The organism is Sphingomonas sp. GV3 (assembly GCF_031082075.1).
GTDB classification, from domain to species: Bacteria; Pseudomonadota; Alphaproteobacteria; order Sphingomonadales; family Sphingomonadaceae; genus Sphingomonas; species Sphingomonas beigongshangi.
Genome location: NZ_JARWLE010000001.1, coordinates 1,176,908 through 1,203,604, shown reverse-complemented (window position 1 = coordinate 1,203,604; position 26,697 = coordinate 1,176,908). Strand labels below are relative to the sequence as shown.

Here is a 26,697-nt window from a genome sequence, read left to right as displayed (position 1 = left end):
CAGGTTCGCCTCTTGGACGATAGTCCATTCGAAGACCGGGTACGGACCATGCGCGCCTTATACCATCCACGGGCCATGTAGGACAGCGCTAACTGAACAGCCTTCCTGCTCCGCTATTTCGCGTCGACCACCGGCAGCTCGACGAAGCTGCCCTGCGCGCCGCCATAGCCGACGGTAATCGTCGCCTTGCGATAGTCCGTCGGTTTGGCTTCCATGATCGTCGGGACGAAGGTCTGCGGGTTGCGGTCGTACAGGGGGAACCAGCTCGACTGGATCTGGACCATGATCCGGTGCCCCGGCAGGAACACGTGGTTCGCGTGCGGCAGGACGATGCGATAGGCGAGCGGCGTATTGGCCGCGATCGGCTTGGCCATCTCGAACCCTTCGCGGTACCGACCGCGCAGGATGTCCATCGCGACGGGCAATTGGTAGCCGCCCATCTCCGGCTTTTCGCTGTAGTCGGCCGGATAGACGTCGATCAGCTTGGCGACGAAATCGCCGTCCGTCCCCGTCGTCGCCGCGACGAGATCGACCGCCGCCGCGCCGGAAATCGCGACCGCTTTGGTCAGGACCGGCGTCTGGTAGACCAGGACGTCGGTGCGGTCGGAGAAGGGGCGCTGGTCGTCGACCAGCCACTGGCGCCAGCTGGATCCGGTCGCATAGGTCGGGCGGATCGGGCGAAGCCGATAGGGAATGGGCTTGGCCGGATCGGATACATAGCTGTCGCCGCCCTCGGCGGCGCCCGCCGTCCAGCCGAGCGTGCCGCCGCCAGCGAAATACAGCCGCTGCATCGGTCTTGCGCAACCGCGCTCGCAGGCGAGTGGCCAGGCCGGCAGAGTCTGCCACCGGTTGCTGCCGGTCTGGAACGCGGTGACGGGGGCCAGCCTGTCAGGCGCGCCGCCCGTCTTGAGATGGGCGTCGAGAAACGGAAGAAGCACTTCGCGACGGAACCACAGGGCGGTATCCGCATCGAAACGGATCGCTCCCAGCGTCGAGCCGTCGCCGTTCGCGCCGCCATGCGCCCAGGGTCCCAGGACGAGATGGTTGACGTGGTGCGGATCGACCTTGCTGACCGCGCGATAGGCGGCGACCGCGCCGTAGATGTCCTCCTGATCCCATTGCGACGCGACCCACAGGGTCGGCACCGTCTGCGGCTGCTTCGGGAGGATGGTCTCCAATGCCTGCGCCTGCCAGAAGGCGTCATAGGCGGGATGCGCCATCATCCGGTTCACCCAGGGCAGCTGCTCCAGGCCGTGCGCCCGCGCAAAATCGCCCGCGGAACCCGCGCGCAGGAAGACGTCGTAATCGTCATAGGCGTCGCGCCACAGGTCGCCGGCATTCCCCTTCGCGGCATCCTGGCCGTAATAATAGTCGAAGCCGATCAGGCGGAAGGCGCCGCCGTGGAAGTCGTCATCGTTCATCCACGTGTTGATCACGGGATTCATCGGTACCGACGCCTTAAGCGCGGGATGCGGCTTCACCAGCGCCATCGCCGCCATCATCCCATCGTAGCTGGTGCCGATGATGCCGACGCGCCCGTTGGTGTTGGGCAGGTTCTTCACCAGCCAGTCGATCGTGTCATAGGCGTCGGTGGAGTGATCGACCTTGGTGGCATTGAGCGGTCCGATCAGCGGGCGTTCGTTGACGTATTCACCCTCCGATCCGTATTTGCCGCGCACGTCCTCGTAGACGCGGATGTAGCCTGCCTTGAGCAGCGCCGCGTCGGAGGCGCGCACCACCATGTCGCCGTGCGAACTCGCCTCGCGCTCGGTGGCGCTTTCCGCGCCGTAGGGCGTGCGCTGCAGGATGATGGGCGCGTCCTTCAGCCCCTTCAGCTGGACGATCACCGCATGCAGCTTGACCCCGTCGCGCATCGGTATGTCGACGCTGCGCCGTTCATAGTCGAAGTCCGCATCCACGGCCTTGAAGCTCTTCGGAATGTCGGAGCCGAGCTGTTGCGCGTGGCCATTGCCGGCAAGCACGAGGGCGAGGAGGGAAGTGGCGATCGCGCGGCGCATGGCAGGTCCTGTAACGAAACGTTGCGGACAGCGTGGCACAGCCATGGGGGCGGTGGAAGTCGTCAACGCACATTGTCGGCCGCCGGCCATGCGGAAAAGGACGAACGGCGGTCGCAGCGCCGCGTCATGGGCCGCCCCCTCTTCGGCAGGCCGGCGTACGTGGGGGATGGCGCGATCATCCACCCGACGCCGCCGGATCCCAATCCGCTATGGGCAGGCCCTAGCGGCGCCCCGCATCCGGGACATAGGCGTCGATCAGCGCGCCGACATAATCGGGATCGCGCGACGACAGGCCGGGCGCGGGGCGGCCGGTGGCGTAGATGAAGCCCTTGACCGGGTAGACGCTGCCGCCCAGCCCGTCATTGTCGCGGAACCACACCTTGACCTCGCTCCAGTCGTTGTCGGGCGACACGTCGTACAGCGTCACGTCCTGTTCGGCGTGGCCGCGCTCGCCATTCTGCCGCGACCAGTTGGCGTGGGTGAGCATGAGGACGCGCCGTTCGACGATCCGGCTCACCACCGCGACATGTCCCAGCGGCAGGCGCCCGGTCTTGGCGAATACGATGACCGAGCCGACCCTTGGGTCGTGGCCGCGCGCGTAGCGGCCCTGCGCCTGGTCCCACCACGTCCAGGCATCGCCGTAGATATGAATGCCCGAGGCGGCGCGCGCGAAGGGGACGCATTGGCCGACGTAATCGAGCAGATTGCTGGCAGCGGCAGGCAGCGCCGCCGACATCGCCGCGATGAGGGTTGCGGCCAACACGCCGAATCTGGGAGATACGCCCCGCATGCAGTTGGCATAGCCGTCGCGCGATGACCGGACGGTTGGATTTTATGGTTAACGCGCGCTCAAAATGCGCCGGTGCGATGAGTTGCACCGCCCGTAAGTCATTGCGATCGGGTAATGATCTAAAGCGCTTAGAGGCGGATGGCGGGTGTGAGGGGGGGCGCGCCCGTCCCACGATCCTCGACCCGCCCGCGGGTCCGGACCCCGACCCGCCGACGCGGAAGCGGTGCCGGCACCGCGCCGATCCCGCTTTGCCGGATCGGACCCTAGCGGCCCTGTCGCTTGGCCATGAACGCGAGGCGCTCGAACAGCATCACATCCGCCTCGTTCTTCAGCAGCGCGCCGTGCAGCGGCGGGATCGCCTTGGTCGGATCACGGTTCTGCAGCACCTCGAGCGGCATGTCCTCGTGCAGCAGCAGCTTGAGCCAGTCGAGCAGTTCGCTGGTCGACGGCTTCTTCTTGAGGCCCGGCACCTCGCGCACCTCGTAGAACAGGTCCAGCGCGCGGCCGACCAGCATCTTCTGGATGCCGGGGAAATGGACGTCGATGATCGCCTGCATCGTGTCGCGGTCGGGGAAGCGGATGTAGTGGAAGAAGCAGCGGCGCAGGAAGGCGTCTGGCAGTTCCTTCTCGTTGTTGGACGTGATGACGACGATCGGACGCTCGGTCGCGCGCACGGTCTCGCCCGTCTCGTAGACGTGGAACTCCATGCGATCGATCTCGTGGAGCAGGTCGTTCGGGAATTCGATGTCCGCCTTGTCGATCTCGTCGATCAGCAGCACGGGCGGGCTGGGCTGCGTGAACGCGTCCCACAATTTGCCGCGACGGATGTAGTTGGCGATGTCGTGCACGCGGGGGTCGCCCAACTGGCCGTCGCGCAGCCGGGCGACCGCGTCATATTCATACAGGCCCTGATGCGCCTTGGTCGTCGACTTGATCGTCCACTCGATCAGCGGCGCGCCGACCGCCTTCGCGATCTCATAGGCCAGCACCGTCTTGCCCGTGCCCGGTTCACCCTTGACCAGCAGCGGCCGGCGCAGCGTCACCGCGGCGTTGACCGCGACCTTCAGGTCGTCGGTCGCGACATAGCTTTGCGTGCCTTCGAAACGCTGCATGGTCGATATCCCGTTGGAAGAACGGGTATGGCGATAGGCGGTTTGCGCGGGCGCGCGCAAGCGCGCTGTCGGGTCATCCCTCGCGTGCGCTCGCGCGGGCCTCGAGCAGATCCCAGAGGGCGCGATGCTGGGCGAGCAGCTGCTGCGCGCCGAAGCTCACCGCACGCTCCGTCGCGGGGGTCGCCGCGAGCATCGCGATCGCGCGGCCGGTGTACGCCGGCGGGGGAAAGGCCTGCGGCTGCACGTCGATGCCGAATCGCGTCGCGGCATGGTCGAGCAAGCCGCGGATCGTCGCCCAGTCGTGGACGAGGGCGGCGACCGCCCCGGTGGCGCAGCCGCGACGTTCGGACCGTGCCAGCATCTCTAGCGCATGGCCGCTGGTCAGCAGCGCCGCCTCGCTTTCCGCCTGCCCGGGGGTCGAGGGCAACGGGCCGGCGGCGGCGGCAAGGCGCGCGATATAGCCGCGTTCGAGCACGAAGGCGTCCGCGATCGCCTCCAGCCAGTCGCAGGCGTCGGGCTGCGCGCAATGCTGGCGGGCCTCGGCGGCAAGACCCGGATGATGGCCGTGCAGGGTGCAAAGCGCATGGACCGCATCCGAAAGGTCGCGCGGCGCCGCATGGGGGGCGAGCAGGCGCGCGACATGCGGATGCGCGGCACTGCCGTCGGCGATGCCGAACGCCGCCACCATGTCCCAGGCACTTGCGTGCCATCCCGTCCGCGCCGTGTCCAACATACTTCCCCGACCGTGTGAGCAGAATACCCGCCGCGCGAGCCTTTGACTGTCGCGGCAGGCCCTGTCTGGACCCCGATCTATACCGAAGCACGTAAAGACACGGTTGATAGGACGGTAACCCTGTCGAAACCCATGCTTTACGGCGCCGAACCGTTGCGTATGAACGCCCGCACGAAATCACCGGAGGATGGGATGCGCTTATGGATGCTGGGAATGGCGCTGGCATCGGTCGCGACGGGCGGCGTGAGTCCTGACGCCGCCGCGCAGGCCGGGCAGGCCGCACCCGCCGCGGCGCCGGCCCTGACGCTTGCGCGCGTCTTCGGCAGCCCCGACCTGTCCGGCACGCCGCCGCGCCTGCTGCGCCTGTCGCCGGACGGCAGCCTGATCACTTTCCTGCGCGCCCGCGCAGACGAGCGCGACCGCACCGACCTATGGGCGCGCGATACGCGCACCGGCGCGGAGCGGATGCTCGTCGACAGCCGCAAGGTCGGCAGCGGTGCCGAATTGTCCGAAGCCGAGAAGATGCAGCGCGAGCGCGAACGTATCGGCGGATCGAAGGGCATCGTCGCCTATGACTTCGCGCCCGACGGCAAGTCGGTGCTCGTGCCGCTCGATGGCGATCTCTATCTGGCCGGTCTCGACGGCACGGTGCGGCGGCTGACCGAGGCACCGGGCGGGGCGCTCAACCCGATCGTTTCGCCGCGGGGCGGCTTCGTCAGCTTCGTCCGCGGCCAGAACCTCTGGGTACAGCCGCTGGCCGGCGGCCCGGCGCGCGCGATCACGACGGGCGGCGGGGGGACCGTACACTTCGGTGAGGCGGAGTTCGTCGCGCAGGAGGAGATGCACCGCCGCACCGGCTATTGGTGGAGCCCCGACGAAAGGTTCGTCGCCGTCGAGCGCTTCGACGAGGCGCCCGTCCATATCGCAACCCGGGCGTCGATCGGCGCGACCGGCACCAGCATCTACCAGCAGCGCTATCCGGCGGCGGGAACGCCTAACGTCCTGGTCGATCTCTACGTGATGCGGCCGGACGGCACGGGACAGGTCAAGGTCGACCTCGGCGCGGATCCGGACATCTATCTCGCGCGCGTCGACTGGGCGGCGGACGGGGCGACGCTGCTGGTCCAGCGCCAGAGCCGCGACCAGAAGACGCTCGACATGCTCGCCGTCGATCCCGCGACGGGGAAGGCGCGCGTCCTGTTCACCGAGCGCGCGCCGGACAGGAGCTGGATCAACCTTTCCGACGCCTATCGCCCCTTGGCGGACGGCACCATGATCTGGCGATCGGAGCGCGACGGCTTCGGCCATCTGTATCGCTGGCAACCGGACGGACGGTGGACGCAGCTGACCAGGGGCCCGTGGGTGGTCACCGCGCTGGTCGGGGTCGACGAGGGCAGGGGGCGGCTCTATTTCACCGCCAATAAGGACGACGTGCTGGAGCAACAGCTCTATGCGGTCGACTACATTCGGCCGGGGCCGGTCACGCGCCTGACCGAGCGCGGATGGACCCACGTGGCGACGATGGATGCGGCGGCCAGCCGCGTCATCGTCCAGCGATCCAATCCCTCGCAGCCGCCGCAGGTCTATCTGGCCGGCAGCGACGGCAAGCGGATCGCCTGGATCGACGAGAATGCGCTGGTCGAGGGCCATCCCTATCATCCCTATCTCGCGCAGCACCGGCCGACGCAATTCGGCACGATCAAGGCCGCCGACGGTTCGGTGCTGCACTGGGAGATGATCACACCGCCGCTGGAACGGGGCAGGCGCTACCCCGTGTTCTTCCAGCATTACGGCGGCCCCGGCAGCCAGACGGTGACGCGCGGCTGGCAGGGCGCACTGCCGCAATATCTGGTCGAGCGCGGCTATATCTTCTTCCAGATCGACAATCGCGGTTCGCCCAACCGCGGGCGGGCGTTCGAGAACCAGATCTACCATGCGATGGGAAGCGTCGAGGTCGAGGACCAGCTCGCGGGCGCCAACTATCTGAAGACGCTGCCGTTCGTCGATCCGTCCAGGATCGCAACCTATGGCTGGTCGTACGGCGGATACATGTCGCTGAAAATGCTCGAGACGACGCCAGGCGTCTATGCGGCGGCGGTGGCGGGGGCGCCCGTCACCGACTGGCAATTGTACGACACGCACTATACCGAACGCTATATGGGCGATCCGGCAAGGGACGCTAAGGCCTATGCCGCAGCCGCCGCGGTCGCGGACGCGCCGAAAATCCGGGAGCCGTTGCTTCTGCTGCACGGCATGGCGGACGACAACGTCTTCCTCGACAATTCGACGCGGTTCGCCGCCAGGATGCAGACGAGCGACACGCCGTTCGAGATGATGTTCTATCCGGGCCAGACGCACCGCGTCGGGGGTCCCGGCGTGAGCGACCATCTGTGGACGACGATCCTCGACTTCCTCGACAGGACCGTCAAGAACCGACCCGCGGTCCAGCAGGCGCAGCCGCCGCGCTGAGCCGGGCGTTACGCCATCGCCAAGAAAGGTTTCCGACGCATGCTCCTCCTCGCCCTTGCCGCCGCCGTATCGGGAACCTGTGGCCTGTCGCAGCCACAGGCCTGCGCGACGACCGCGGACCTGATCGCCGCGCCGGGTGTCGTCGAGGGCATCCGTGCCGCGACCGCGGGGCAGCGCGCCAACCTGCTCCGCGACGGCCTGCCACCCGTGGCGGAGCAGGCGCTCGCGGTTCTCGGCGGGCCGGGGGACAAGCCGCGGGAGATCGCCGGCGGCTGGCTGTTCACCGCCTGTCGCAAGGATGCCTGCGGAGAGAAGGGAGCGCTGATCGTCGCGGGCGGCAAGATCGTCGCGGTCGGCGTGGTCCATGGCGCCTGTGCGGTCGAGCGGCAGCGGCCGGGCTGCGCGCGACGCCTGTCGCTGTCGCTCTATGGCGGCGACCCGGTGGTCCGCTACCGCCGGGCGGTCGCCGACTGGGCGGATGCGGTCAGCGACGCCGGGCGTCTTCCGGTCTACGACGATGGGGTGAACGAGCCTGTCGTGACGCTCCAGGGCGATTTCGACGGCGATCGCCTGCCCGACACGGCGGCACTGGTCGGGGTCGCGGCGGGGATGGGATATCGGCTGGTCGTGCAGCGCGGCGCCGATCCCGATCACCGTGCCGTCGTGGCGCAGCAGATCGCCGATCCATCGGGCTTCGACCTGGCGCAGGGTGATGGCGGCACGCTGCGGTTCGGACGGGATACGGGGCAGGTCGCACGCTGGGCGGGCGATCGCTACGTCGTCGCGCCCGCGCGGTGAGCTTGATGATGCGGATCGGCATCGTCGCGCGCGCCATCGCCGCCATCGCGGCGCTGGTGTGCGCACGCAGCGGCGCGGCGGCGGAACGGGCCGGACCGCTGGTGCTGGCGGCGGCCAGCCTGCAGGAGTCGATGACGGCGGCGGCGGACGCCTGGGCGAAACGGGGGCATCCGAGGCCCGTGATCAGTTTCGCCGCCTCGTCCGCCCTCGCGCGGCAGGCGGAGGCGGGGGCCAGGGCGGATCTGTTCGTCTCGGCCGATCAACAATGGATGGATGCGCTCGAGGCAAAGCGGCTGATCGTCCCGGCGAGCCGCGCCACCCTCCTGGGCAACCGGCTGGTGATCGTCGCGGCGAGGGGAACGACGGTCCGCATCCCGCTCGGGCGCGCCGCGCTCGCCAGGATTCTCGCGGCGGGACCGCTCGCCATGGCCGACACGCCCGTGCCGGCGGGTCGCTATGGCGAGGCGGCGTTGCGCAAGCTCGGCGTCTGGGACGCGGTCGCGGCCAAGGTGGTGCGCGGCGACAGCGTGCGCGCGGCGCTGACCCTTGTCGAGCGCGGCGCAGCGCCGCTCGGCATCGTCTATGCCACCGACGCCAAGGCCGCGCCGACCGTACGGGTCGCCGGTGTCTTCCCGGCGTCGAGCTATCCGCCAATCACCTATCCCGTCGCACGGCTGCGGGCGTCGACGCATCCCGATGCCGAAGCCTTCCGCCGCTTCCTGGTCGGCAACGAGGCGCGCGCGATCTTCCACCGCTTTGGCTTCGTCGATCCGCGGTGAGACCTCCGTTCCCATTGAGGTGTCGGACTGCCGGCCGTCGTCGAGGGCGACGAAACGTGGGGCGCGTGCGGAGGCGGCAGGCCGCATGCTGACGCCGGAAGAATGGGCGATCGTCGGCCTGTCGCTCAAGGTGGGCGGCACCGCCATCGTCGTGACGTTGCCGATCGCTTTCGGTCTTGCCTGGCTGCTTGCCCGCGTGCGCTTTCCGGGCAAGGTGCTGCTCGACGCGGTCGTGCACCTGCCGCTCGTCGTGCCGCCGGTGGTCACGGGCTGGGCGCTGCTGCTCGCCTTCGCGCCGGCAGGCCCGCTCGGTGCGCCGCTCCTGCGCCTGTTCGGGGCGAGCGTGCTGTTCCGCTGGACGGGCGCCGCGATCGCGGCTGCGGTGATGGCACTGCCGCTGATGGTGAGGGCGATGCGCCTGTCGATCGAGGCGGTCGATCGCCGGCTGGAAAGCGCGGCGCGGACGCTGGGTGCCGGGCCGGGCCGGGTCTTCTGGACGATCACGCTGCCGCTGAGCCTGCCCGGGGTGCTCGCCGGCGCCGTGCTCGGGTTCGCGCGCTCGATCGGCGAGTTCGGCGCGACGATCACCTTCGTCTCAAACGTGCCCGGCCAGACGCAGACGCTTCCGCTCGCCATCTACTCGGCGCTGCAACAGCCCGGGGGGGACGCAATGGTCTGGCGCTTGTCGGGGATCGCCATCCTGCTCAGCCTAGTGGCGCTCATCCTGTCGGAGAGTCTCGCGCGGCGGGTGCGGCGGGGTTTCCATGTCCTTTGACATCGCGATCGCGCGCCGCCTGGGCGATACGGACATAGCGCTCGCCCTGACCGCGGGGGCAGGCCTGACGGTGCTGTTCGGGCCATCCGGGGCCGGCAAGACGAGCGTGCTCAACATGGTGGCCGGCCTGCTGCGGCCCGATCGCGGACGGATCGCGGTGGGCGGGCGCCTGCTGTTCGACGCGGCGGCGGGGATCGACGTGCCGACCCAGGCTCGCCGCGCGGGCTATGTCTTCCAGGAGCCGCGATTGTTTCCGCATCGCCGGGTCCGCGCCAATCTGATGTACGGTGCGCCGGCGACGGCGACGCTGGACGATGTCGTCGCGATGCTCGGCATCGGCCAGTTGCTCGATCGCTGGCCGCGCACCCTGTCGGGTGGTGAGGCACGCCGCGTCGCGATCGGGCGGGCGCTGCTCAGCGATCCGGCGTTCCTGCTGCTAGACGAGCCGCTCTCGTCGCTTGATCGGCCACGCCGCGAGGAAATCATGGTGGCGATCGAGCGCGTGCGGGACGACGTCGGCCTGCCGATCCTGATGGTCACGCACGATCCGGAGGAGGCTAGCCGCCTCGCGACGCGGATCGTACGGATCGATGATCCTTCCCCGGCATGTCCATGAAGGCCGCGGTCGTGTGCGAGACCGGGACGGCGATCGTGCAATGCACGCCGTCCGGGGTAAGCGCGAAACTGGTCCGGGCGTCGAGCTGATAGGGAAGCGCGCGTTCGATCAGTTCGCGGCCGTGCCCCCAGCGGTCGCCCTGCTGCGCACCTTCATGCCGCACGTTGCTTTCCCGCCAGTCGACCCACAGCATGGGTCGATCCTCGTCCGCTGCCCGTTCCACCCACCAGCGGATCGCCAGCGTCGCCTGCGCCTGGCCGAGCGCGCCATATTTCACCGCGTTGGTCGCCAGCTCGTGCAGCGCCATCGCGAGCGTCTGGACGCTCGAGGAGCGGAGACGGACGTCCATCGGACCATCCAGCGTCACCCGCTCGGGACCACCGTCCATCGCCGCGATCTCCGTCCGGATCAGCTCGTCGAAGGTCACGCGGCCATAGTCGTCGAGACGGGAGAGCAATTGTTGCGCGCGCGCCAGCGCGTCGAGCCGGTGCCAGAAGCGCGCCCTGAAGTCGTCGAGATCGACGCTGGTCTCCAATGTCTTCTGCGTCATGGAGCGTACGACCCCCATGAGATTGCGCGTCCGATGCTGCAGCTCGGCGACAAGGATCTGCTGGCGGTCCTTCAGCGCGCGCAGTTCGTGGACGTCGGTCGACGTGCCGAGCCATTCGATGATGGTGCCGTCGGCGTCGCGTACCGGCGTCGCCCGGGTCTGGAACCAGCGATACTCGCCGCTCGCGGCGTGGCGCAGACGTCCCGCCATCGCCAGGCTGCCGCTCGCCGCCGCTTTTTCCCATAACGCGCGCGCATCGTCGCGATCCTCCGGGTGCACCGCATCGAGCCATCCCATGTCGAGGCTGTCCGCGCAGGACTGGCCGGTGAATGCGGTCCACTGGGGGCTGGCCCATGTCCACAGGCCACCTTCCCTGGCGCGCCACACGAGCTGCGGAATCCCTTCGACCAGGCTGCGAAAGCGGGATTCGCTGGCCCGCAACGCCTCCGCACCGCGCTTCATCGCATCGACGTCGTGGACGACGGTGATCTGCCCCTGCGGCCGGCGCTCGGCGTCCATGAGCGGGACGGTGGCGACCCGCACCCAGACGCGGCGACCATCATCCTCGGTGTAGAGCATCTCCGTGCCGGGCAGCACGCTCTCGCCGCGCAGCGCCCGGGCACCGGGGAAATCCCGCACGTCGATCGGCCGTCCCTCCGCGTCCCAGCCCTGCCATCGTCCCTGTCGTTCGGGATCGCGCGACGGCATGGTCTCCGTAGGCAGGAAATGCCGCATCACCGCATTGCATTGTTCCAGCTCGCCGTCGGGTCGCACCACGGCGACCCCAACCGGCAGCACCTCCAGGATCACGCGCTGCTGCGCCTCGCGCTTGCGCAGGACGGCGAAGGCAGCGGCACGCTCGCGATCGGCGATGACGGTGGCGGTCGTTTCGAACGCGGTGACGAGGATACCCGCAGCGCGCGGCCCCGCGTCGCTGTCGATCAGCGGCGAGGTCGTTATGCTGAACCAGGCCTCCGCGTCCCGGCCGTCGCGATCGAGGCGGAGCGGTGCATCTGCCAGCGTCACCGTCTCTCCCGCGATCGCGCGCGTGAGCAGCGGTTCCGCCGGGCCCGCCGCTTCGGGCCAGTTGGTGAAGGCTGGTCGGCCAAGACTGTCCGGGTGGCGCTTGCCGAGGATCGGGATGCAGGCGTCGTTGTAAAGCTGGATTCGCTGGTCGCCCCACAGCACCGCCATCGGCATCGCATGATGCAGCGCCAGCTGGACCGTGTCGCGCAACATGGCGGGCCAGCCGGCCACCGGACCGAGCGGCGTGGCGGACCAGTCGAACGCCCTGATCCGCTCGGCCATAGCGCTGGAGCCAAGGGGCCATGGGGTGGTGCGGTCCATCGCCTGCCCTTTCCGTTGCATGATGCCGTCCGCCTGTCGAACGCAGGGCGGCCGACGTCGATCCGGATCGATCGGGCAGGGCGAAGGGCGGCGATGGTCGGCCGATACGAAAAGGGCGGCCCGTTGCCGGACCGCCCCTTCGCTTGAACCTTGGCCGAAGCCGCCGGATCAGCGCTTCGAGAACTGGAAGCTGCGACGTGCCTTCGCACGGCCGTACTTCTTGCGCTCGACCGCGCGGCTGTCGCGGGTCAGGAAGCCCGCGCGCTTCACCGGCGTGCGCAGGATCGGCTCGTACTTGGTCAGCGCCTGGCTGATGCCATGCTTGACCGCGCCCGCCTGGCCCGAGAGGCCGCCGCCCTTGACGGTGCAGACGACGTCATACTGACCCTCGCGCTCGGTGATGCCGAACACCTGGTTGATGACGAGGCGCAGCGTCGGACGTGCGAAATAGACTTCCTGGTCGCGGCCGTTGATCGTGATCTTGCCGGTGCCGGGCTTCAGCCAGACGCGGGCGACCGCGTCCTTGCGGCGGCCGGTGGCATAGGCGCGGCCGAACTTGTCGAGCTCCTGCGCACGCAGCGGAGCGGTCTGCGTCGGCTCGTTCAGCTCGCCGGCCAGATAGGCATCGGCGCGGGTGTCGGAATCGGCCTGGGCGGCATCGCGCTGCTGGTTCAGCGCGGCGCCGAGGTCGGCGAGGGACTGACGGTTGTCGGACATTATGCGCCCACCTTGTTCTTGCGGTTCATGCCCGCGATGTCGAGGACCTCGGGGTTCTGCGCTTCGTGCGGATGCTCGGCGCCCGAGAAGATGCGCAGGTTGCGCATCTGCTGACGGCCCAGGGGGCCGCGCGGGATCATGCGCTCGACGGCCTTTTCCAGCACGCGCTCGGGGAAGCGGCCTTCCAGTACCTTCGCGGCAGTGACGCCCTTGATACCGCCGGCATAGCCGGTGTGCTTGTAATAGACCTTCTGCGCGGCCTTGTTGCCGGTGAAGCGGATCTTGTCGGCGTTGATGACGATGACGTTGTCACCGCAGTCGACGTGCGGGGTGAAGCTCGTCTTGTGCTTGCCGCGCAGAACGTTGGCGATGATCGTCGCAGCGCGACCGACCACGAGGTCGGTGGCGTCGACGATGTGCCACTTCTTCTCCACCTCGTGCGGCTTGGCCGCCTTGGTGGTCTTCATGAGCGCCTTCATGGCGTGACCTTTCCGGTTCGAAACGAGACGCGCCGCCCGAGAGAGGCGGCGCGAACGAGCGGGCTAATGCTGGAAGAGGTCGGCGAAGTCAAGCAAAGTGCGGGTTTCACGACGGGTAAAATAATACCATGACGTCTGGCCGGCCCCACCGGAGTGGTCGATTCATCACCCCGTCAGGCAGTCCCGCACCCAGGCGGCGCCCGCCTCGTTCGTCTGGACGGTCCAATGCTCGATGGCGGGCAAGGTATAGCTGTGCAGCTCCGCGATCCGCGCGACGACCGCCTCCACCCGCTGCGGCAGCGTCTTGAACTGCGCGATGGCCTCCGCGCCGCTTTCGACCGCGCCCTCCCAGCGATAGACCGACAGGCACGGTCCCAATACGTTGGCGCAGGCGACGAGTCGCTCCTCCACCAGCCGCCCGCCGATGGCGCGCGCCTCCTCCTCGTCCGGAAAGGTCGCCTGGACGAGCGCGATGGCGTTCATGCCGCGGCGCGCATCGCGCCACGGCCGACCGCATGCGCCGCGCAGACCGAGGCGATCAGCAGCAGCGCGGCGTTCGCCTGATGTGCGACCGCGACGACGATCTGCACGCCGCTCGCCAGCGTCGCGATGCCGAGGATGATCTGCGCCACCACCAGCGCGACGACGAGGAAGCCGGCGCGCGATCCCGCCCGCGTCGCCCGGACCGCAAGGACGGTCAGCGCCGCGGCGGCGGCGAAGGCCCACCAGCGGTGGATGAACTGGACGACCACCGGATTGTCCACCGCATTGCGCCATTCCGGCGCCAGCATCGGCACGCCGGCCGGGAACAGGCTGTCGCCCATCAGCGGCCAGCTGGCGAAGGCATAGCCCGCGTCCAGCCCGGCGGTGAAGGCGCCCCAGCAGATCTGCACGAACAATATCCCCAGCGCGATCGCGCCGACGCGGGTCAGACGGGCGGGGCGGGCGAGGGGGTCGCGGTGCAGCGCGTACAGGTCGAGCGCCGTCCAGACGATACCCGCCAGGATCGTCAGCGCGGTCAGCAGGTGGACGGCGAGACGCACATGGCTGACGTCGGTACGCACCGACAGGCCGCTCGCCACCATCCACCAGCCGATCGCGCCCTGGAATCCGCCGAGCGCGAGTATGGCGACGAGCCGCCAGCCATAGCCCGACGGGATGCGCCGGCGCACCGCGAACCACAGCAGCGGCAGCGCGAACGCCATGCCGATCACGCGACCGAGCAGGCGATGGACATATTCCCAGAAGAAGATCGCCTTGAACCCGGCGAGCGTCATGCCCTGATTGAACGCGGCATATTCCGGAATGCGTTTGTAGCCGTCGAATTCGGCCTGCCATTGTGCCTGGGTCAGCGGCGGGATGATGCCGCTGATCGGCTTCCACTGGGTGATCGACAGGCCCGACTCGGTCAGGCGCGTGATGCCGCCGACGACGACCATCGCGACGATGAGGCCGGCGACGGCGAACAACCAGCGGGAGAGGGCGCGTGGCCGGGCACGCGAGAGGAAGGCGGCGCTTGGCTGCAACATGCCAGGGCGTTACACCCTGGCGCATGCCGCGCCAAGCGGATCGTCATCGAGGAGACGCGGATGCTCGGCCTGTTGCTCGCGACGCTCGCGCAAGCGGCGTCGCCCCCTGCTGCGGCGCCGCAGCCGCCCTTGCCGCCGCTGCATGGCGGCCCCGCCACGATGACCTGCGCGGTCGGCGGCGAGACGTTCAGCGCGTGGCGGCCGACGATGTACAGCACGTTCGGCCAGCGTCCCGACGGGCGACCGTATAGTTACCTGCCGTTCCCGCTCCCGCTGCCCGAGTGCCCCGGCAACAGGCTGGTGATGTTCGATGCCTTCACGCCCGGCGAGACCGCGCGGTTGCCGGCCCTGATCGCCAGTCCCGGCTATCGCGATCTGCTGGCGGCGGGCGATACGCCTTATTATCGTGCCTATTGGCTCGCGGCGAAGCTAGGCCGGCCGGCGGACGACGTGCTGTGGCTGCTGCTGTGCGCCACCTGGGAGGTGAAGGGCGGCATGCTCTCTGCGTCGCAGACGCCGGCGCGCCTGGCCAAGGCACGGGCCTATCAGGAGGAATTCGTGCGCCTCGCGCGCAAGCTGCCGGCGGATGTGCCGGCGAAGGCGCGCAGCTGGGTCGACATGCGCGCCGCCAACGCGCTGCGTGAACTCGGACGGTTCGACGCGGCGGAAGCGATGCGGCGTACCGCGCTGGCCGCGACCGGCGACGCCGATCCGGGTAACGCGGCCTTCCTCGCGAAGATGGGGCCGGTCATCGCGCGCCGCGATCCCAGTCTCGAGCCGCTCGACCTCATCCCCATTCCGCAGGCGCGCTTCGTCTGCGCCACGCCGCCTCCGACGATGAGCGTGGCGGACCGCGCTCGATGCGCCACGCCGCCCCTGTCCGACGACGCGGCCCGGCTCCGCGAGCGGGATGCGACCGGCAAGGCGGCGCCGAAAGGCAACATGTGATGTTGTAACGCGCCCCCGATGCGCCTAGATGACGACGCGTTATGACGACCACGATTCCCTCGCGCCGGTGGTGGCCGGGGCTCGATCGCCTCGCGATCGGCCTGTCGGGGCTGTGCGTGGTCCATTGCGTCGCCAGCGCGGTGCTGCTCGCGATGCTGTCCGCGGCGGGCGCGATGCTGCTCAACCCGATCTTCCACGAGGTCGGGCTCGCGTTCGCGATCCTGCTCGGCGCCTTCGCCCTGGGACGGGGGATCCTCGAACATGGCTATGTCATGCCCGCGGCGATGGGTGCGCTCGGCCTCGGCATCATGGCGGGCGCGATGAGCCTGCCGCACGACGCCGGCGGCGGCGCGGAGACGCTGTGGACCGTCGTCGGCGTCGGCCTGCTCGCCTTCGGCCACGATCTCAACCGGCGCGCCACCGCCTGATCCGCTTGCCCGCGCGCGGGCGGCATCCTAAATCCAGATCATGGCGCAGGCGCACAAGCATCACGAACCGCAGGGCGATGAACTGACCGAGGTCGCGCAGGCGACGCTGGAGCGGGCGGGCGAACAGTGGACGCAGATGCGCGCCGCCGTGTTCGATGCGCTCGCGGGATTCGCCAAGCCTGCCTCCGCCTACGACCTCGCGGAGGCGGTGTCGCAGGCGCAGGGACGCCGGGTGGCTGCGAACAGCGTGTACCGCATCCTCGACGTCTTCGTCGCCGCCAACCTGGCGCGTAAGGTCGAGAGCGCCAATGCCTATGTCGCGAACGCGCATCCGGATTGCCTGCACGATTGCATCTTCCTGGTATGCGATTCCTGTGGGCAGATCGTGCACCTCGACAATGATCCGTTGACCCAGGGCGTGCGCGAAGCCGCGCAAGCCGCGGGTTTCAGGGCCATTCGGCCGGTGGTCGAGGTGCGCGGCGATTGCGCCGACTGCGTCGCGGCCAAGCATTGACCAGGATCAGACCGGCAATCGACACCTCGGATCGGAAGGGGTAAGCGGTTCGGATGTCTGACCTTCCCGCCACGCCGTTGCTCGACACCGTCAAGACCCCGGACGACCTGCGCAAGCTCAAGCCGGAGCAGTTGCGCCAGCTCGCCGACGAGCTGCGCGCGGAGACGATATCGGCCGTAGGCACCACCGGCGGGCACCTGGGTTCGGGACTGGGCGTCGTCGAGCTGACCGTGGCGATCCACTATGTCTTCGACACGCCGACCGATCGGCTGATCTGGGACGTCGGCCATCAATGCTATCCGCACAAGATCCTGACCGGGCGGCGCGACCGCATCCGCACGCTGCGCCAGGGCGGCGGCCTGTCCGGTTTCACCAAGCGGACCGAAAGCGAATATGATCCGTTCGGCGCGGCGCACAGCTCCACGTCGATTTCGGCGGCGCTGGGCTTCGCCACCGCCAATCGCCTCTCCGGCTCGCCATCGAAGGCGGTCGCGGTGATCGGCGACGGTTCGATGTCCGCGGGCATGGCCTATGAGGCGATGAACAACGCGGAGGCCGCCGGCAACCGGCTGGTCGTCATCCTGAACGACAACGACATGTCGATCGCGCCGCCGGTCGGGGGGCTGTCGGCCTATCTGTCACGCATGGTGTCGAGCCGCGAATTCCTGGGCGTGCGCGAGGTGCTGAAGCGCCTCGCCCGCCGCCTGCCGCGCCCGTTGCACAAGGCCGCGCGCAAGACCGACGAATATGCCCGCGGCATGACGATGGGCGGCACGTTGTTCGAGGAACTCGGCTTCTACTATGTCGGGCCGATCGACGGCCACAATCTCGAGCATCTCATTCCCGTGCTCGAGAACGTGCGCGATGCGGAGGAAGGCCCGATCCTGGTCCATGTCGTCACCAAGAAGGGCAAGGGCTACGCCCCGGCCGAGGCGGCGGCGGACAAATATCACGGTGTCCAGAAGTTCGACGTGATCACCGGCGCGCAGGCGAAGGCGCCTCCTGGCCCTCCCGCCTATCAGAACGTGTTCGGCGACCAGCTGGTCAAGGAGGGGCAACGTGACCCGACGATCGTCGCGATCACCGCGGCGATGCCGTCCGGTACCGGCGTCGACCGGTTCGCGAAGGCCTTCCCCGATCGGACGTTCGACGTCGGCATCGCCGAGCAGCATGCGGTGACCTTCGCCGCGGGACTCGCCGCGCAGGGGATGCGGCCGTTCTGCGCGATCTATTCGACCTTCCTGCAGCGGGCCTACGACCAGGTCGTCCACGATGTCGCGATCCAGAACCTGCCCGTGCGCTTCGCGATCGATCGCGCGGGTCTGGTCGGTGCCGACGGCGCGACGCATGCCGGCAGCTTCGACGTCACCTATCTGGCGACGCTGCCGAATTTCGTCGTGATGGCGGCGGCGGACGAGGCGGAACTGGTGCACATGACGCATACGGCCGCGCTGCACGACAGCGGCCCGATCGCGGTGCGCTATCCGCGCGGCAACGGCACCGGCGTGTCGCTGCCCGAGACGCCGCAGCGTCTGGAGATCGGCAAGGGCCGGCTGGTACGCGAAGGCAAGACGGTCGCCATCCTGTCGCTGGGCACGCGGCTGGCCGAGGCGCTCAAGGCCGCGGACGTGCTGGAGGCGAAGGGGCTGTCGACCAGCGTCGCCGACCTGCGCTTCGCCAAGCCGCTCGACGAGGCGCTGATCCGGCGCCTGCTCACCACGCACGAGGTCGCGGTGACGATCGAGGAAAATGCCGTTGGTGGCCTGGGCGCCCATGTGCTCACGCTGGCGAGCGACGAGGGGTTGATCGACGCGGGCCTGCGCTTGCGCACGATGCGCCTTCCCGACGTCTTCCAGGATCAGGACAAGCCGGAGGTGCAATATGCCGAGGCCGGGCTCGATGCCGATCATATCGTCGAGACGGTGCTGAAGGCGCTGCGCCACAACAGCGCCGCGGTGCCCGAGGGCGCGCGGGCGTGAGTGGATCGGTCCGGGCCGCAATCCTCATCGGCCTGGCTGTCGTCGTGGTGATCGCGGTCAATGCGCGGTTGTACCGTATGGTCAAGGCCGCAACCATGAGGGGGCGGGTGGAGAACGCACAATCGCGTGCGAACGACGGCGACTAATTGGGGGGGGGCGCTGAGCCCCCCGGTAGCGGTTCGGACCGGGCCGATGGCTCGCGTGGGCGTCGATCCTGTGATAGGCTGCGCCGTATGAAGCTCACCCGATCCCCTGAGGGCTACGTCATACAGGTTCCTGACGATGTCGTTATGGCGCTCGGGCTGCATGAGGGAGACGAAGTGCAGGTCGTCAAGCCTCCCATCGTCACCATCGACGTGTCAGACGAGCAGCGCGAATGGGCAATGGACACGATCCGCAAGCTTTCCCGCCATAATCCGTTGCCCGCAGGCTATAAGTTCGATCGCGAGGAAGCCAACGCGCGGTGACCCGCGTTTTCTTGGATACGAATATCCTGGTCTACGCACTCGACGAGGATTCGCGGAGCGGCATTGCGTCGCGGTTGCTGGAGGATGGCGGTGCAATCAGCGTGCAGTCGCTGAACGAGCTTGCCAACGTCCTTCGCCGCAAGCGGCTGTGGACATGGGATCAGGTCGCACGCGCGATAGAGGCTGTGACCTTTCGGTGCCCGGCGATCGTGGCGCTGACGCCCGACCTTCACCGCCTTGGCCTGCGCCTCGCCGAGCAATACTCTTTGTCGATCTACGATGCGATGATCGCCGCCGCTGCCCTGACCGCGGGGTGCGATAAGCTCTATTCTGAGGATATGCACGACGGATTGACGGTCGATGGGCGGCTTCGCATCGTCAATCCGTTCGCGCCCGTTCGTGGATAATCACCGCCCCAGATAATGCGCCTGTGCCGCGTCGGTGGCGTTGATGGCCAGGACGGCGCGGGCGTCTCCCGGGCTGCGGGCGTGGCCGCGGCCGTCGCTGCTGGCGGCGATGACGCGGTCGAGCAGGTCCTGCCCCTCGCGCCACCAGCCCAGGCCGCTTGCGGCATTGATATGCCCCTGCGGCCCGGCGTCGACGAAATGGCTGCCCCAATTGGCTGCCAGGCTGTGCGCGCGGTCGATCGTGATCCACGGATCGTCGCGCGAGGCGACGAGGATCGACGGGAAGGGCAGCGGCGTGCGCGGCGAGGGGGCGAAGCCCTTCAGCGCCTCCGGCGCGTCGGGCCGGTCGACGTCCGCCGGGGCGACGAGCAGCGCGCCGGCCACCGGCCATCCGTAGGGCTGCGGGCTCAGCTCCGCCCACCACGCCACCGCGAGGCAGCCGAGGCTGTGCGCGGCAAGGATCACCGGCGCCTCCGCGGCGCGGATCGCCTGGTCCAATTTGGTGACCCAGGCGTTGCGGTGCGGCGTGTTCCACATGCCGAGCTCGACGCGGATCGTATCCGGCCGCGCTTCTTCCCACAGAGTCTGCCAGTGCGAGGGACCCGATCCGCCGAGGCCCGGCACGGTCAGGATTGTCGGGCCAGCGGATTCGAACGTCGCGAAACCAGTCATTGCCATCTCCCTCCAATACGAAAGGGCATGTCCGGCCTGTAGTCTCGAGCGACGCCGTCCGGCACGCCCCCACCAACGGTCAAGTTATACCCACTATTCCGATGGACAATAGCGAAGCGCCGAGCGGAGGGCCGTTCGCGCCGGGTGGATGCGGCCGCGGGGAGCGGCTATCGGGCGGCATGGCAAAGACCCGTGCGGACCAGCTTCTCGTCGATCGCGGCCTCGCCGAATCGCGCACGCGCGCGCAGGCGCTGATCATGGCCGGCCTCGTCTTCGTCGGCGATCGCAAGGTCGACAAGCCGGGACAGGCGCTCGCTCCGGATGCGGCGATCGACGTGCGCGGTCGCGACCATCCCTGGGTGTCGCGCGGCGGCATCAAGCTCGCGCACGGTCTCGACCATTTCGGGTGGGACGTGGCGGACGCGGTCGCGATCGATGTCGGATCGTCGACGGGCGGCTTCACCGACGTGCTGCTGGCCCGCGGCGCGGCGCGCGTCTATGCCGTCGACAGCGGCACGAACCAGCTGGCGTGGAAGCTGCGTCAGGACCCCCGCGTCGTCGTCCACGAACAGACCAGCGCCCGCATCCTGACCGACGCGCATGTGCCGGAGCCGATCGACCTCGTCGTTTGCGACGCGAGCTTCATCGGTCTCGCCAAGGTGCTGGAACGTCCCTTGTCCTTCGTTCGCGACGGCGGACGGCTGCTCGCGCTGATCAAGCCGCAGTTCGAGGCTGGCCGCGAGGAGGTCGGAAAGGGCGGTGTCGTCCGCGATCCGGCCGTTCACGCGCGGGTGTGCGCGGCGGTCGCCGACTGGCTGTCCGGGGCAGGGTGGTCGGTCGATGGCGTGGTGCCCAGTCCGATAACCGGGCCGGAAGGAAACGTGGAATTTCTGGTCGCTGCGCGGCGGATCGGACCGCTTTCGGAACGATCTTCATAGCGGACGCTTTACGGATGCTGCGGCGCAGGGCACAGGACGCCGACCGGAAGGGATGGAGCATCGCGTGAACGTCGTCGCATCCAAGGATCAACTTCGAATGTCGTTCCTGCGCTGGGCGGCGGTGACGGTGCCGCTGATCCTGCTGCTCGGCTTCGCATCGGGGCGGGCGGTGCCTTCGGGGATGGAGAATGGCTGGTACGTGGCGCTCGCGAAGCCCGCGCTGACGCCGCCCGGCTGGGTCTTTCCCGTCGCCTGGACCACGCTGTACATTCTGATGGGTTTCGCGCTCGCAATGATCCTCCACGCGCGCGGCGCGCGCGGTCGGCCGCTCGCGATCGGGCTGTTCGTCGTGCAGTTCGCGCTCAACCTGATCTGGACGCCGCTGTTCTTCGGCATGCACCAGATCGGTGCGGCCCTGCTCGTCATCGTGCTGATGCTGGTCGCGGCGATCGCCACCACCATCGCTTTCTCGCGCATCCGCGTCACGGCGGCATGGCTGCTCCTGCCCTATCTGGTCTGGATCAGCTTTGCCGGGGTGCTCACCTGGCGGATCGGCCAGCTGAACCCGGATGCCGGAACCCTTGCGCCGGCGGCGCACACGTCCCAGATGCTGTGAAGACGCTTTTCCCCATTCGTACCGGAACCCAGCATGCAGACCGAAAACCGCCTGTTCGATGATGTCGTCAAGTTCGTGAACGGCGCCGCCGGCACGCTCGCCGGTGTCGGCCGGGAGGCGGAGTCGAACGCCCGCGCGCGGGCGCGCGAGTGGATCGGCGGCTTAGATTTCGTGAGCCGTGACGAATTCGATGCGGTGAAGGCGATCGCGATCGCCGCGCGCGACGAGGCCGACGCGCTCAAGGCGCGGCTCGACGCGCTCGAGGCGAAGCAGGCGTCGGGCGCGACGGGAACCGACGCCTGACTTTTCCACAGTTTTATCCGCAACCTTATCGACCGGGGTTGCCGTCGCGGTTTTGCCGCGGCAGCCTCTTCGTGCGATAAGGAGCAATGGCCATGCTCGACCACGCCGACCACGACCAGGACGCCGCCGCCCCGATCGACATGCTCGAGGCTTATTATGCCGCGCATGGCTGGGAACACGAACGGCACGACGACGAGATCGTCGCCACGGTTAAGGGCAGCTGGACCACCTACGAACTGCGGGCGCTCTGGCGCGAGGACGACAGCGTCCTGCAGTTTCTCGCTTTTCCCGACATCAAGGTCACCGACGATCGCCGCGTGGCGGTCTATGAGGCGATCGGTCTGGTCAACGAGCAACTGTGGATCGGGCATTTCGAGCTTTGGTCCTCGTCGGGGGTGCTGCTCTATCGCCACGCAGCGATGATCGACGGCGACGAGGAGGGCACGATGTCGCTGGGCGCCGCCGAACTGCTGGTCGAATCGGCGATCGAGGAATGCGAGCGCTTCTATCCCGTGTTCCAGTTCGTCCTGTGGGGCGGCAAGACCCCGCGCGAGGCGCTCGCTGCGGCGCTGATCGAGACCCAGGGCGAAGCCTGACGCGATGAACCACGATCTGCCCGATGGCCGGATGCTGCTGGTCGGCTGCGGCAACATGGGCGGCGCCATGCTGCGTCGCTGGTTGGATGCGGGACTGGATGCGTCGCTGGTCACTGTCGTGAGTCCGAGCGGGCGGGCGATGCCCCAGGGGGTTTCGGTCGTCACGAGCGTGCCGCATGCCGATGATGCGGCCCCGTTCGACATCGTGATGCTGGGGTTCAAGCCGCAGCAGCTCGCGCAATTCCGCGATGGCCCGCTCGCCGCCCATGCGCCGCGCGTGCTGATCTCGATCCTCGCTGGGGTCGAACATGCCCCGCTTGCCGCCGTGATGCCGCGCGCGCGATCGATCGTGCGGGCGATGCCCAATCTGCCCGTCGCGATCGGGCGGGGCGTGGTCGCGCTGAACGCGGACGGAGCCGACGCGGCGGCGCGGGCGGCGGTGGAAGCGTTGATGCGGCCGCTGGGACTCGTGGAGTGGATCGCGCGCGCCGATCAGTTCGACGATGTCACCGTGCTCGCGGGATGCGGGCCGGGGTTCGTCTTCCGCTTCGCCGATGCGCTGGCCCAGGCGGGCGCGGCGCTCGGCCTGCCCGGGGATCAGGCGGCGCGGCTCGCGTTGGCGACGCTGGAGGGCGCAGCGATCATGGCGGCGGATTCACCCGATACGCCGCATGTCCTCGCCGATCGGGTCGCCAGCCCCGGCGGATCGACGCGCGCGGGGCTCGACGTGCTTGACCGTCCCGACGGACTGGTCTCGCTTCTTGCCGAAACGCTCGCCGCGTCCGCGCGGCGCAATCGCGAGATGGCGCAACAGGCGCGGTCGCAATAGCCGAGGTCCCGGCCTTCACCGCCTTTACGCAAAAGCATCGGACGCTAATCCCGCTCGGTCACCACCACCGTCTCCCACCGCGTGCTGCCGCGCGCGTATTGGATCTCCAGCCCCTCGCGATCGAGCTGCGCGAACTTCTCGATCGCGACGATCCGCGCGCCGGACGGGGTCGGCGGCAGCGCACGGGCGTAGCGCGGCTTGAGGTGCGCGAGCGACAGCCGCTTCTCCAGCACGATGCCGTTCCGCGCCGACCAGGCGAGCCCATAGCCATGACGCCCCCAATAGGCTTGCAGCTCGCGGTCTTCCGCGGTGCTGGTGAGGGCGACGCCCGCCTTCTGGCGTTCCAGCGCCGCCGGGGCGGCGCTCGCGACCATGCTCGTTCCGGCGGCGACCATCGCCATCGTGCTGGCACGGCGGAACAGCGTCTCGTCGATGCGGTGCAGGATACGGGCCATCACCCAGGACGCACCGATCGCGCCGGCCGCGACGACAGCCCCGGCGATGACGCTCCGCGTCGTCAGCACGCCGAAGGTTGCGTACAGGGCGATCTTGACGATGTGCAGCAGCATTTCGTTCATCGCGCGGGTCGCCACGATCTCCGCCTTTTCCAGTCGCAGCCGGAAATAGATCCGATTGAACGCGACGCCGACCGCACCGGTGAAGCCGGACAGCAAACCCACCGCGGCGCCCAGCGATAGCAGCAGCGCCGGTCGTGCGGCGCTTGTGCCGGCTTCGGCCCCGCCACGCGGCGGAAGGAACAGCAGCGGCAGATTGGCGACGAGGAACAGGCCGAGGATCAGCTTCACGTACATCGGATCGAAGCGGCTCAGCATCCACGCGCCGAGCGCGGCCGCAGGCAGAGCGGCAGGCAGGAACCAGCGCACGATGTCCCAGCGGATCGCGCGGCGAAACAGCGCGATGCGCGACAACGAACTGGTCGCGGAGCCGATCGATAGCGCCGCCGGAACCTCCACGCCGGGCAGCAGCAGCGCGAGCACGGGGATGAGCATGAGCCCGGCACCGCCGCCGGCGATCGTGCTGACCGCGAAGGCGACGACGGCGGCGAAGAAGAGAAACGCTATCTGCATGGCTGCGCGCTCCTGCGACGCCGCGCGGTGGCGCGCAACGCCGATCACAGGACATTACACGTTTGCAATGCGGCCGGTCGCGCTTCCACGCACGTGGATCAGACCCTATGATACGTCGTGGCACGGCATGGAACCGCGCCAAGGGGGGCGACGGGGGTGCGCGTCAGACTGCCGATCGGGTTGAGACCAACGCGCGGCTCGTGGCGCTCAGCCGCGCAGACCCTCGACATGGGCACGATCCGAGTCGGGGATCATCCCCTCCAGCACCGCCCAATAGCCGGACACCGCCTCCTGGCCCGCGGCCTGATAGGCGGCGGACATGCGCGTGCGCACCGCCTCGAACAGCTCCGCCTCCATCGCCGCGCCCGCATCCGTCAGGCGCAGCAGCCGCTGGCGCCGGTCGCGCTCGCCGGGCCGCGATTCGACCAGCTTGCGATCGGTGAGCTCGTTCAGTACCCGACCCAGCGATTGTTTGGTGATCGCCAGCAGCGCCAGCAGCTCGCTGACCGTCAGGTCCGGCTTGCGGGCGATGAAATAGAGCGCACGGTGATGGGCCCGGCCCAATCCTTGCGCGGCGAGACCCTGATCGACGGAACGGGTGAGGTGACTGTGACCGAAGTACAGAAGCTCCATGCCGCGACGGAGTTCGGGCTCGCGGAGGAACTGGGCGGAAGCGGAGGAGGGAGCTGGGGCAGCCATGTTGACCGGTTTAGCCACCGCCCGTACGCGACTGCAACCCCGAAAGCCTGAAGAAGAGAGATGATGTCCGCTGACCTGCCCGCTTTCCGCTTCGATCCGAACCCGTCGCCCGTCGCGGCGAACGAGCGGACGGCGCGCCTCGTCGACCCGGGGTTCGGGCGCGTCTTCACCGATCACATGGCGCTGATCCGCTACACGGAGGGGCGCGGCTGGCACGATGCGCAGATCACCGCGCGCGCGCCGCTCACGGTCGACCCGTCGACGGCAGTGCTGCATTATGCGCAGGAGATCTTCGAGGGGCTGAAGGCCTATCGCCTCGACGACGGCGATGTCGCGCTGTTCCGGGCCGACGCCAATGCGCGGCGCTTCCGCGATTCTGCGCGCCGGCTGGCGATGCCCGAACTGCCGGATGCGCTGTTCCTCGAAAGCTGCCGGAAGCTGGTGGAGACGGAGCGCGACTGGATCCCCACGATCGACGGCGGCGCGCTGTACCTGCGTCCGTTCATGATCGCGAGCGAGGCCTTTCTGGGCGTCAAGCCGTCGGCCGAATACATCTACATGGTCATCGCCTCGTCGGTGGGGGCCTATTGGAAGGGCGGGGCACGCGCCGTGTCGATCTGGGTCAGCCGCGACTACAGCCGCGCCGCGCCAGGCGGCACTGGGGCGGCCAAGTGCGGCGGCAATTATGCCGCCAGCCTCGCGGCGCAGTCTGAGGCTATCCGACAGGGATGCGACCAGGTCGTGTTCCTCGACGCGGTCGAGCGGCGTTGGGTCGAGGAACTGGGCGGGATGAACGTCTTCTTCGTGTTCGACGACGGCAGTCTCGTCACGCCGCCGCTGACCGGTACGATCCTGCCCGGTATCACCCGCGATTCGATCATCCGCATCGCCCGCGACCAGGGCATGACGGTGCGCGAGGAGCTGTACGGGATCGACCAGTGGCGCGCCGATGCGGCGAGCGGGCGGCTGGTCGAGGCGTTCGCCTGCGGCACCGCGGCGGTCGTGACGCCGATCGGCCAGGTCAAGAGCGCGGACGGCGACTTCACGATCGGTTCGGGCGGCACCGGCCAGACGACGCAGCGGATGCTCGATGCGCTGACGGCGATCCAGCGCGGCCGCGGCACCGACGCGCACGGCTGGGTGCAGCGGCTCGGCTGACCCCGGCCCGGCAGCAATAAAGACGCACGGCGGGGCTTCCCAACCCCGCCGCTGCGGCTATAAGGCCGCCCTTCTTGCTGGGGCGTCGCCAAGCGGTAAGGCAACGGTTTTTGGTACCGTCATACGCAGGTTCGAATCCTGCCGCCCCAGCCATCTGCCTGAAATCCCAGCCAATTGGCTGCTAAGTGTTTGAAGACGCTGGCTGACTATCAGGGTCGGCCGTTGGCACCTGCACAATTGTGCATCGGATTGTGCCAATGCGCTGGCCGGGAAGGCCGCGGTTTTGGACTGTCTTCAGCATGTATATCGGCGCGGGCATATTTTTTGGTGGCGCCGAATTCAC

General features: G+C 68.6%; 29 protein-coding genes and 1 tRNA gene. 18 read left to right on the top strand and 12 right to left on the bottom strand.

The genetic code is table 11. The features are described from left to right. Positions 1–113 precede the first annotated feature (113 nt). The 4 genes from RF701_RS05460 to RF701_RS05445 form a co-directional block, all read right to left on the bottom strand. Complete coding sequence (locus RF701_RS05460; RefSeq protein ID WP_308814356.1) at positions 114–2,018, bottom strand: CocE/NonD family hydrolase; 1,905 nt, start codon at positions 2,016–2,018, stop codon at positions 114–116. A 220-nt stretch (positions 2,019–2,238) separates the two neighbouring features. Further along, positions 2,239–2,808: a CHAP domain-containing protein gene (locus RF701_RS05455; protein ID WP_203310818.1), complete on the bottom strand. Its 570-nt coding sequence runs from the start codon at positions 2,806–2,808 to the stop codon at positions 2,239–2,241. A 263-nt stretch (positions 2,809–3,071) separates the two neighbouring features. After that, the gene (locus RF701_RS05450) at positions 3,072–3,920 is read right to left on the bottom strand and encodes a MoxR family ATPase (RefSeq protein WP_203310819.1); all 849 of its coding nucleotides are present in this window, start codon (positions 3,918–3,920) and stop codon (positions 3,072–3,074) included. A gap of 73 nt (positions 3,921–3,993) precedes the next feature. After that, complete coding sequence (locus RF701_RS05445; RefSeq protein WP_246848168.1) at positions 3,994–4,653, bottom strand: DUF6975 family protein; 660 nt, start codon at positions 4,651–4,653, stop codon at positions 3,994–3,996. Positions 4,654–4,866: 213 nt separating this feature from the next. On the opposite strand from RF701_RS05445, the gene RF701_RS05440 reads away from it, so the two are divergent. The 5 genes from RF701_RS05440 to RF701_RS05420 all read left to right on the top strand — a co-directional run bounded on the left by RF701_RS05440 (position 4,867) and on the right by RF701_RS05420 (position 10,090). Then, positions 4,867–7,122, top strand: coding sequence for a DPP IV N-terminal domain-containing protein (locus RF701_RS05440; RefSeq protein WP_374758594.1), 2,256 nt, complete (start codon positions 4,867–4,869; stop codon positions 7,120–7,122). A gap of 39 nt (positions 7,123–7,161) precedes the next feature. Beyond that, a complete protein-coding gene (locus RF701_RS05435) occupies positions 7,162–7,920 on the top strand; it encodes a hypothetical protein (RefSeq protein WP_308814354.1) in 759 nt (252 codons plus the stop codon). 5 nt (positions 7,921–7,925) lie between these two features. Further along, a complete protein-coding gene (gene modA, locus RF701_RS05430) occupies positions 7,926–8,699 on the top strand; it encodes a molybdate ABC transporter substrate-binding protein (protein WP_308815616.1) in 774 nt (257 codons plus the stop codon). Between the two features lie 85 nt (positions 8,700–8,784). Continuing rightward, entirely contained in the window at positions 8,785–9,474 is a 690-nt protein-coding gene (gene modB / locus RF701_RS05425) for a molybdate ABC transporter permease subunit (RefSeq protein WP_308814353.1), read from the top strand. Further along, entirely contained in the window at positions 9,464–10,090 is a 627-nt protein-coding gene (locus tag RF701_RS05420; protein WP_308814352.1) for an ATP-binding cassette domain-containing protein, read from the top strand. Before modB ends, RF701_RS05420 begins: the two co-directional genes overlap by 11 nt. Here RF701_RS05420 and RF701_RS05415 read toward each other — a convergent pair. The 5 genes from RF701_RS05415 to RF701_RS05395 all read right to left on the bottom strand — a co-directional run bounded on the left by RF701_RS05415 (position 10,032) and on the right by RF701_RS05395 (position 14,712). Continuing rightward, entirely contained in the window at positions 10,032–11,987 is a 1,956-nt protein-coding gene (locus RF701_RS05415; protein WP_287977754.1) for a PAS domain-containing protein, read from the bottom strand. The genes RF701_RS05420 and RF701_RS05415 overlap by 59 nt on opposite strands. A 168-nt stretch (positions 11,988–12,155) precedes the next feature. Then, positions 12,156–12,704 (bottom strand): 30S ribosomal protein S9, encoded by a 549-nt coding sequence (rpsI, locus tag RF701_RS05410; protein WP_203310826.1) that lies wholly within the window; start codon positions 12,702–12,704, stop codon positions 12,156–12,158. After that, positions 12,704–13,183 carry a 50S ribosomal protein L13 gene (gene rplM / locus RF701_RS05405; RefSeq protein WP_308814351.1) on the bottom strand — a complete coding sequence of 160 codons (480 nt, stop codon included), beginning with the start codon at positions 13,181–13,183 and terminating at the stop codon, positions 12,704–12,706. Before rplM ends, rpsI begins: the two co-directional genes overlap by 1 nt. Positions 13,184–13,348: 165 nt before the next feature. Continuing rightward, on the bottom strand, positions 13,349–13,666 hold the full coding sequence (cutA, locus tag RF701_RS05400) for a divalent-cation tolerance protein CutA (RefSeq protein ID WP_203310828.1): 318 nt from the start codon (positions 13,664–13,666) through the stop codon (positions 13,349–13,351). After that, positions 13,663–14,712 (bottom strand): COX15/CtaA family protein, encoded by a 1,050-nt coding sequence (locus tag RF701_RS05395; protein WP_308814350.1) that lies wholly within the window; start codon positions 14,710–14,712, stop codon positions 13,663–13,665. The genes cutA and RF701_RS05395 overlap by 4 nt, the downstream gene beginning before the upstream one ends. 60 nt (positions 14,713–14,772) lie before the next feature. Here RF701_RS05395 and RF701_RS05390 point away from each other — a divergent pair, with 60 nt between their 5' ends. The 6 genes from RF701_RS05390 (at position 14,773) to RF701_RS05365 (ending at position 19,455) form a co-directional block, all read left to right on the top strand. Then, entirely contained in the window at positions 14,773–15,660 is an 888-nt protein-coding gene (locus RF701_RS05390) for a hypothetical protein (RefSeq protein WP_308814349.1), read from the top strand. 41 nt (positions 15,661–15,701) lie between these two features. Continuing rightward, positions 15,702–16,088: a MerC domain-containing protein gene (locus RF701_RS05385; RefSeq protein WP_308814348.1), complete on the top strand. Its 387-nt coding sequence runs from the start codon at positions 15,702–15,704 to the stop codon at positions 16,086–16,088. Positions 16,089–16,128: 40 nt separating this feature from the next. Next, positions 16,129–16,602 (top strand): transcriptional repressor, encoded by a 474-nt coding sequence (locus RF701_RS05380; protein ID WP_308814347.1) that lies wholly within the window; start codon positions 16,129–16,131, stop codon positions 16,600–16,602. 53 nt (positions 16,603–16,655) lie between these two features. Next, a complete protein-coding gene (gene dxs, locus RF701_RS05375; protein WP_308814346.1) occupies positions 16,656–18,581 on the top strand; it encodes a 1-deoxy-D-xylulose-5-phosphate synthase in 1,926 nt (641 codons plus the stop codon). Positions 18,582–18,814: 233 nt separating this feature from the next. After that, positions 18,815–19,048 carry a hypothetical protein gene (locus tag RF701_RS05370; RefSeq protein WP_308814345.1) on the top strand — a complete coding sequence of 78 codons (234 nt, stop codon included), beginning with the start codon at positions 18,815–18,817 and terminating at the stop codon, positions 19,046–19,048. After that, complete coding sequence (locus tag RF701_RS05365) at positions 19,045–19,455, top strand: PIN domain-containing protein (RefSeq protein ID WP_308814344.1); 411 nt, start codon at positions 19,045–19,047, stop codon at positions 19,453–19,455. Before RF701_RS05370 ends, RF701_RS05365 begins: the two co-directional genes overlap by 4 nt. Here the strand turns inward: RF701_RS05365 and RF701_RS05360 are convergent, their stop codons facing one another. Next, on the bottom strand, positions 19,456–20,127 hold the full coding sequence (locus RF701_RS05360) for an alpha/beta hydrolase (protein WP_308814343.1): 672 nt from the start codon (positions 20,125–20,127) through the stop codon (positions 19,456–19,458). Positions 20,128–20,306: 179 nt separating this feature from the next. Between RF701_RS05360 and RF701_RS05355 the strand changes: the two genes are divergently transcribed. The 5 genes from RF701_RS05355 to RF701_RS05335 all read left to right on the top strand — a co-directional run bounded on the left by RF701_RS05355 (position 20,307) and on the right by RF701_RS05335 (position 23,409). Then, positions 20,307–21,065, top strand: a complete 759-nt coding sequence (locus RF701_RS05355) for a TlyA family RNA methyltransferase (protein WP_308814342.1) — start codon at positions 20,307–20,309, stop codon at positions 21,063–21,065. Between the two features lie 97 nt (positions 21,066–21,162). Then, positions 21,163–21,681: a TspO/MBR family protein gene (locus RF701_RS05350; RefSeq protein ID WP_203311039.1), complete on the top strand. Its 519-nt coding sequence runs from the start codon at positions 21,163–21,165 to the stop codon at positions 21,679–21,681. Between the two features lie 33 nt (positions 21,682–21,714). Further along, positions 21,715–21,984 carry an accessory factor UbiK family protein gene (locus RF701_RS05345; protein ID WP_308814341.1) on the top strand — a complete coding sequence of 90 codons (270 nt, stop codon included), beginning with the start codon at positions 21,715–21,717 and terminating at the stop codon, positions 21,982–21,984. 92 nt (positions 21,985–22,076) lie between these two features. After that, complete coding sequence (locus RF701_RS05340) at positions 22,077–22,580, top strand: YbjN domain-containing protein (protein ID WP_210357927.1); 504 nt, start codon at positions 22,077–22,079, stop codon at positions 22,578–22,580. Positions 22,581–22,584: 4 nt separating this feature from the next. After that, positions 22,585–23,409: a pyrroline-5-carboxylate reductase dimerization domain-containing protein gene (locus tag RF701_RS05335; protein ID WP_308814340.1), complete on the top strand. Its 825-nt coding sequence runs from the start codon at positions 22,585–22,587 to the stop codon at positions 23,407–23,409. Positions 23,410–23,453: 44 nt separating this feature from the next. On the opposite strand, the gene RF701_RS05330 is transcribed toward RF701_RS05335, so the two are convergent. Then, positions 23,454–24,497, bottom strand: a complete 1,044-nt coding sequence (locus RF701_RS05330; protein WP_308814339.1) for a sulfite exporter TauE/SafE family protein — start codon at positions 24,495–24,497, stop codon at positions 23,454–23,456. A 207-nt stretch (positions 24,498–24,704) separates the two neighbouring features. Beyond that, positions 24,705–25,196 carry a helix-turn-helix domain-containing protein gene (locus RF701_RS05325; RefSeq protein ID WP_308814337.1) on the bottom strand — a complete coding sequence of 164 codons (492 nt, stop codon included), beginning with the start codon at positions 25,194–25,196 and terminating at the stop codon, positions 24,705–24,707. A gap of 63 nt (positions 25,197–25,259) precedes the next feature. On the opposite strand from RF701_RS05325, the gene RF701_RS05320 reads away from it, so the two are divergent. Further along, complete coding sequence (locus tag RF701_RS05320) at positions 25,260–26,354, top strand: branched-chain amino acid aminotransferase (RefSeq protein WP_308814336.1); 1,095 nt, start codon at positions 25,260–25,262, stop codon at positions 26,352–26,354. 78 nt (positions 26,355–26,432) lie between these two features. Continuing rightward, positions 26,433–26,507: transfer RNA gene (locus tag RF701_RS05315), tRNA-Gln, on the top strand. Positions 26,508–26,697: the final 190 nt, after the last annotated feature.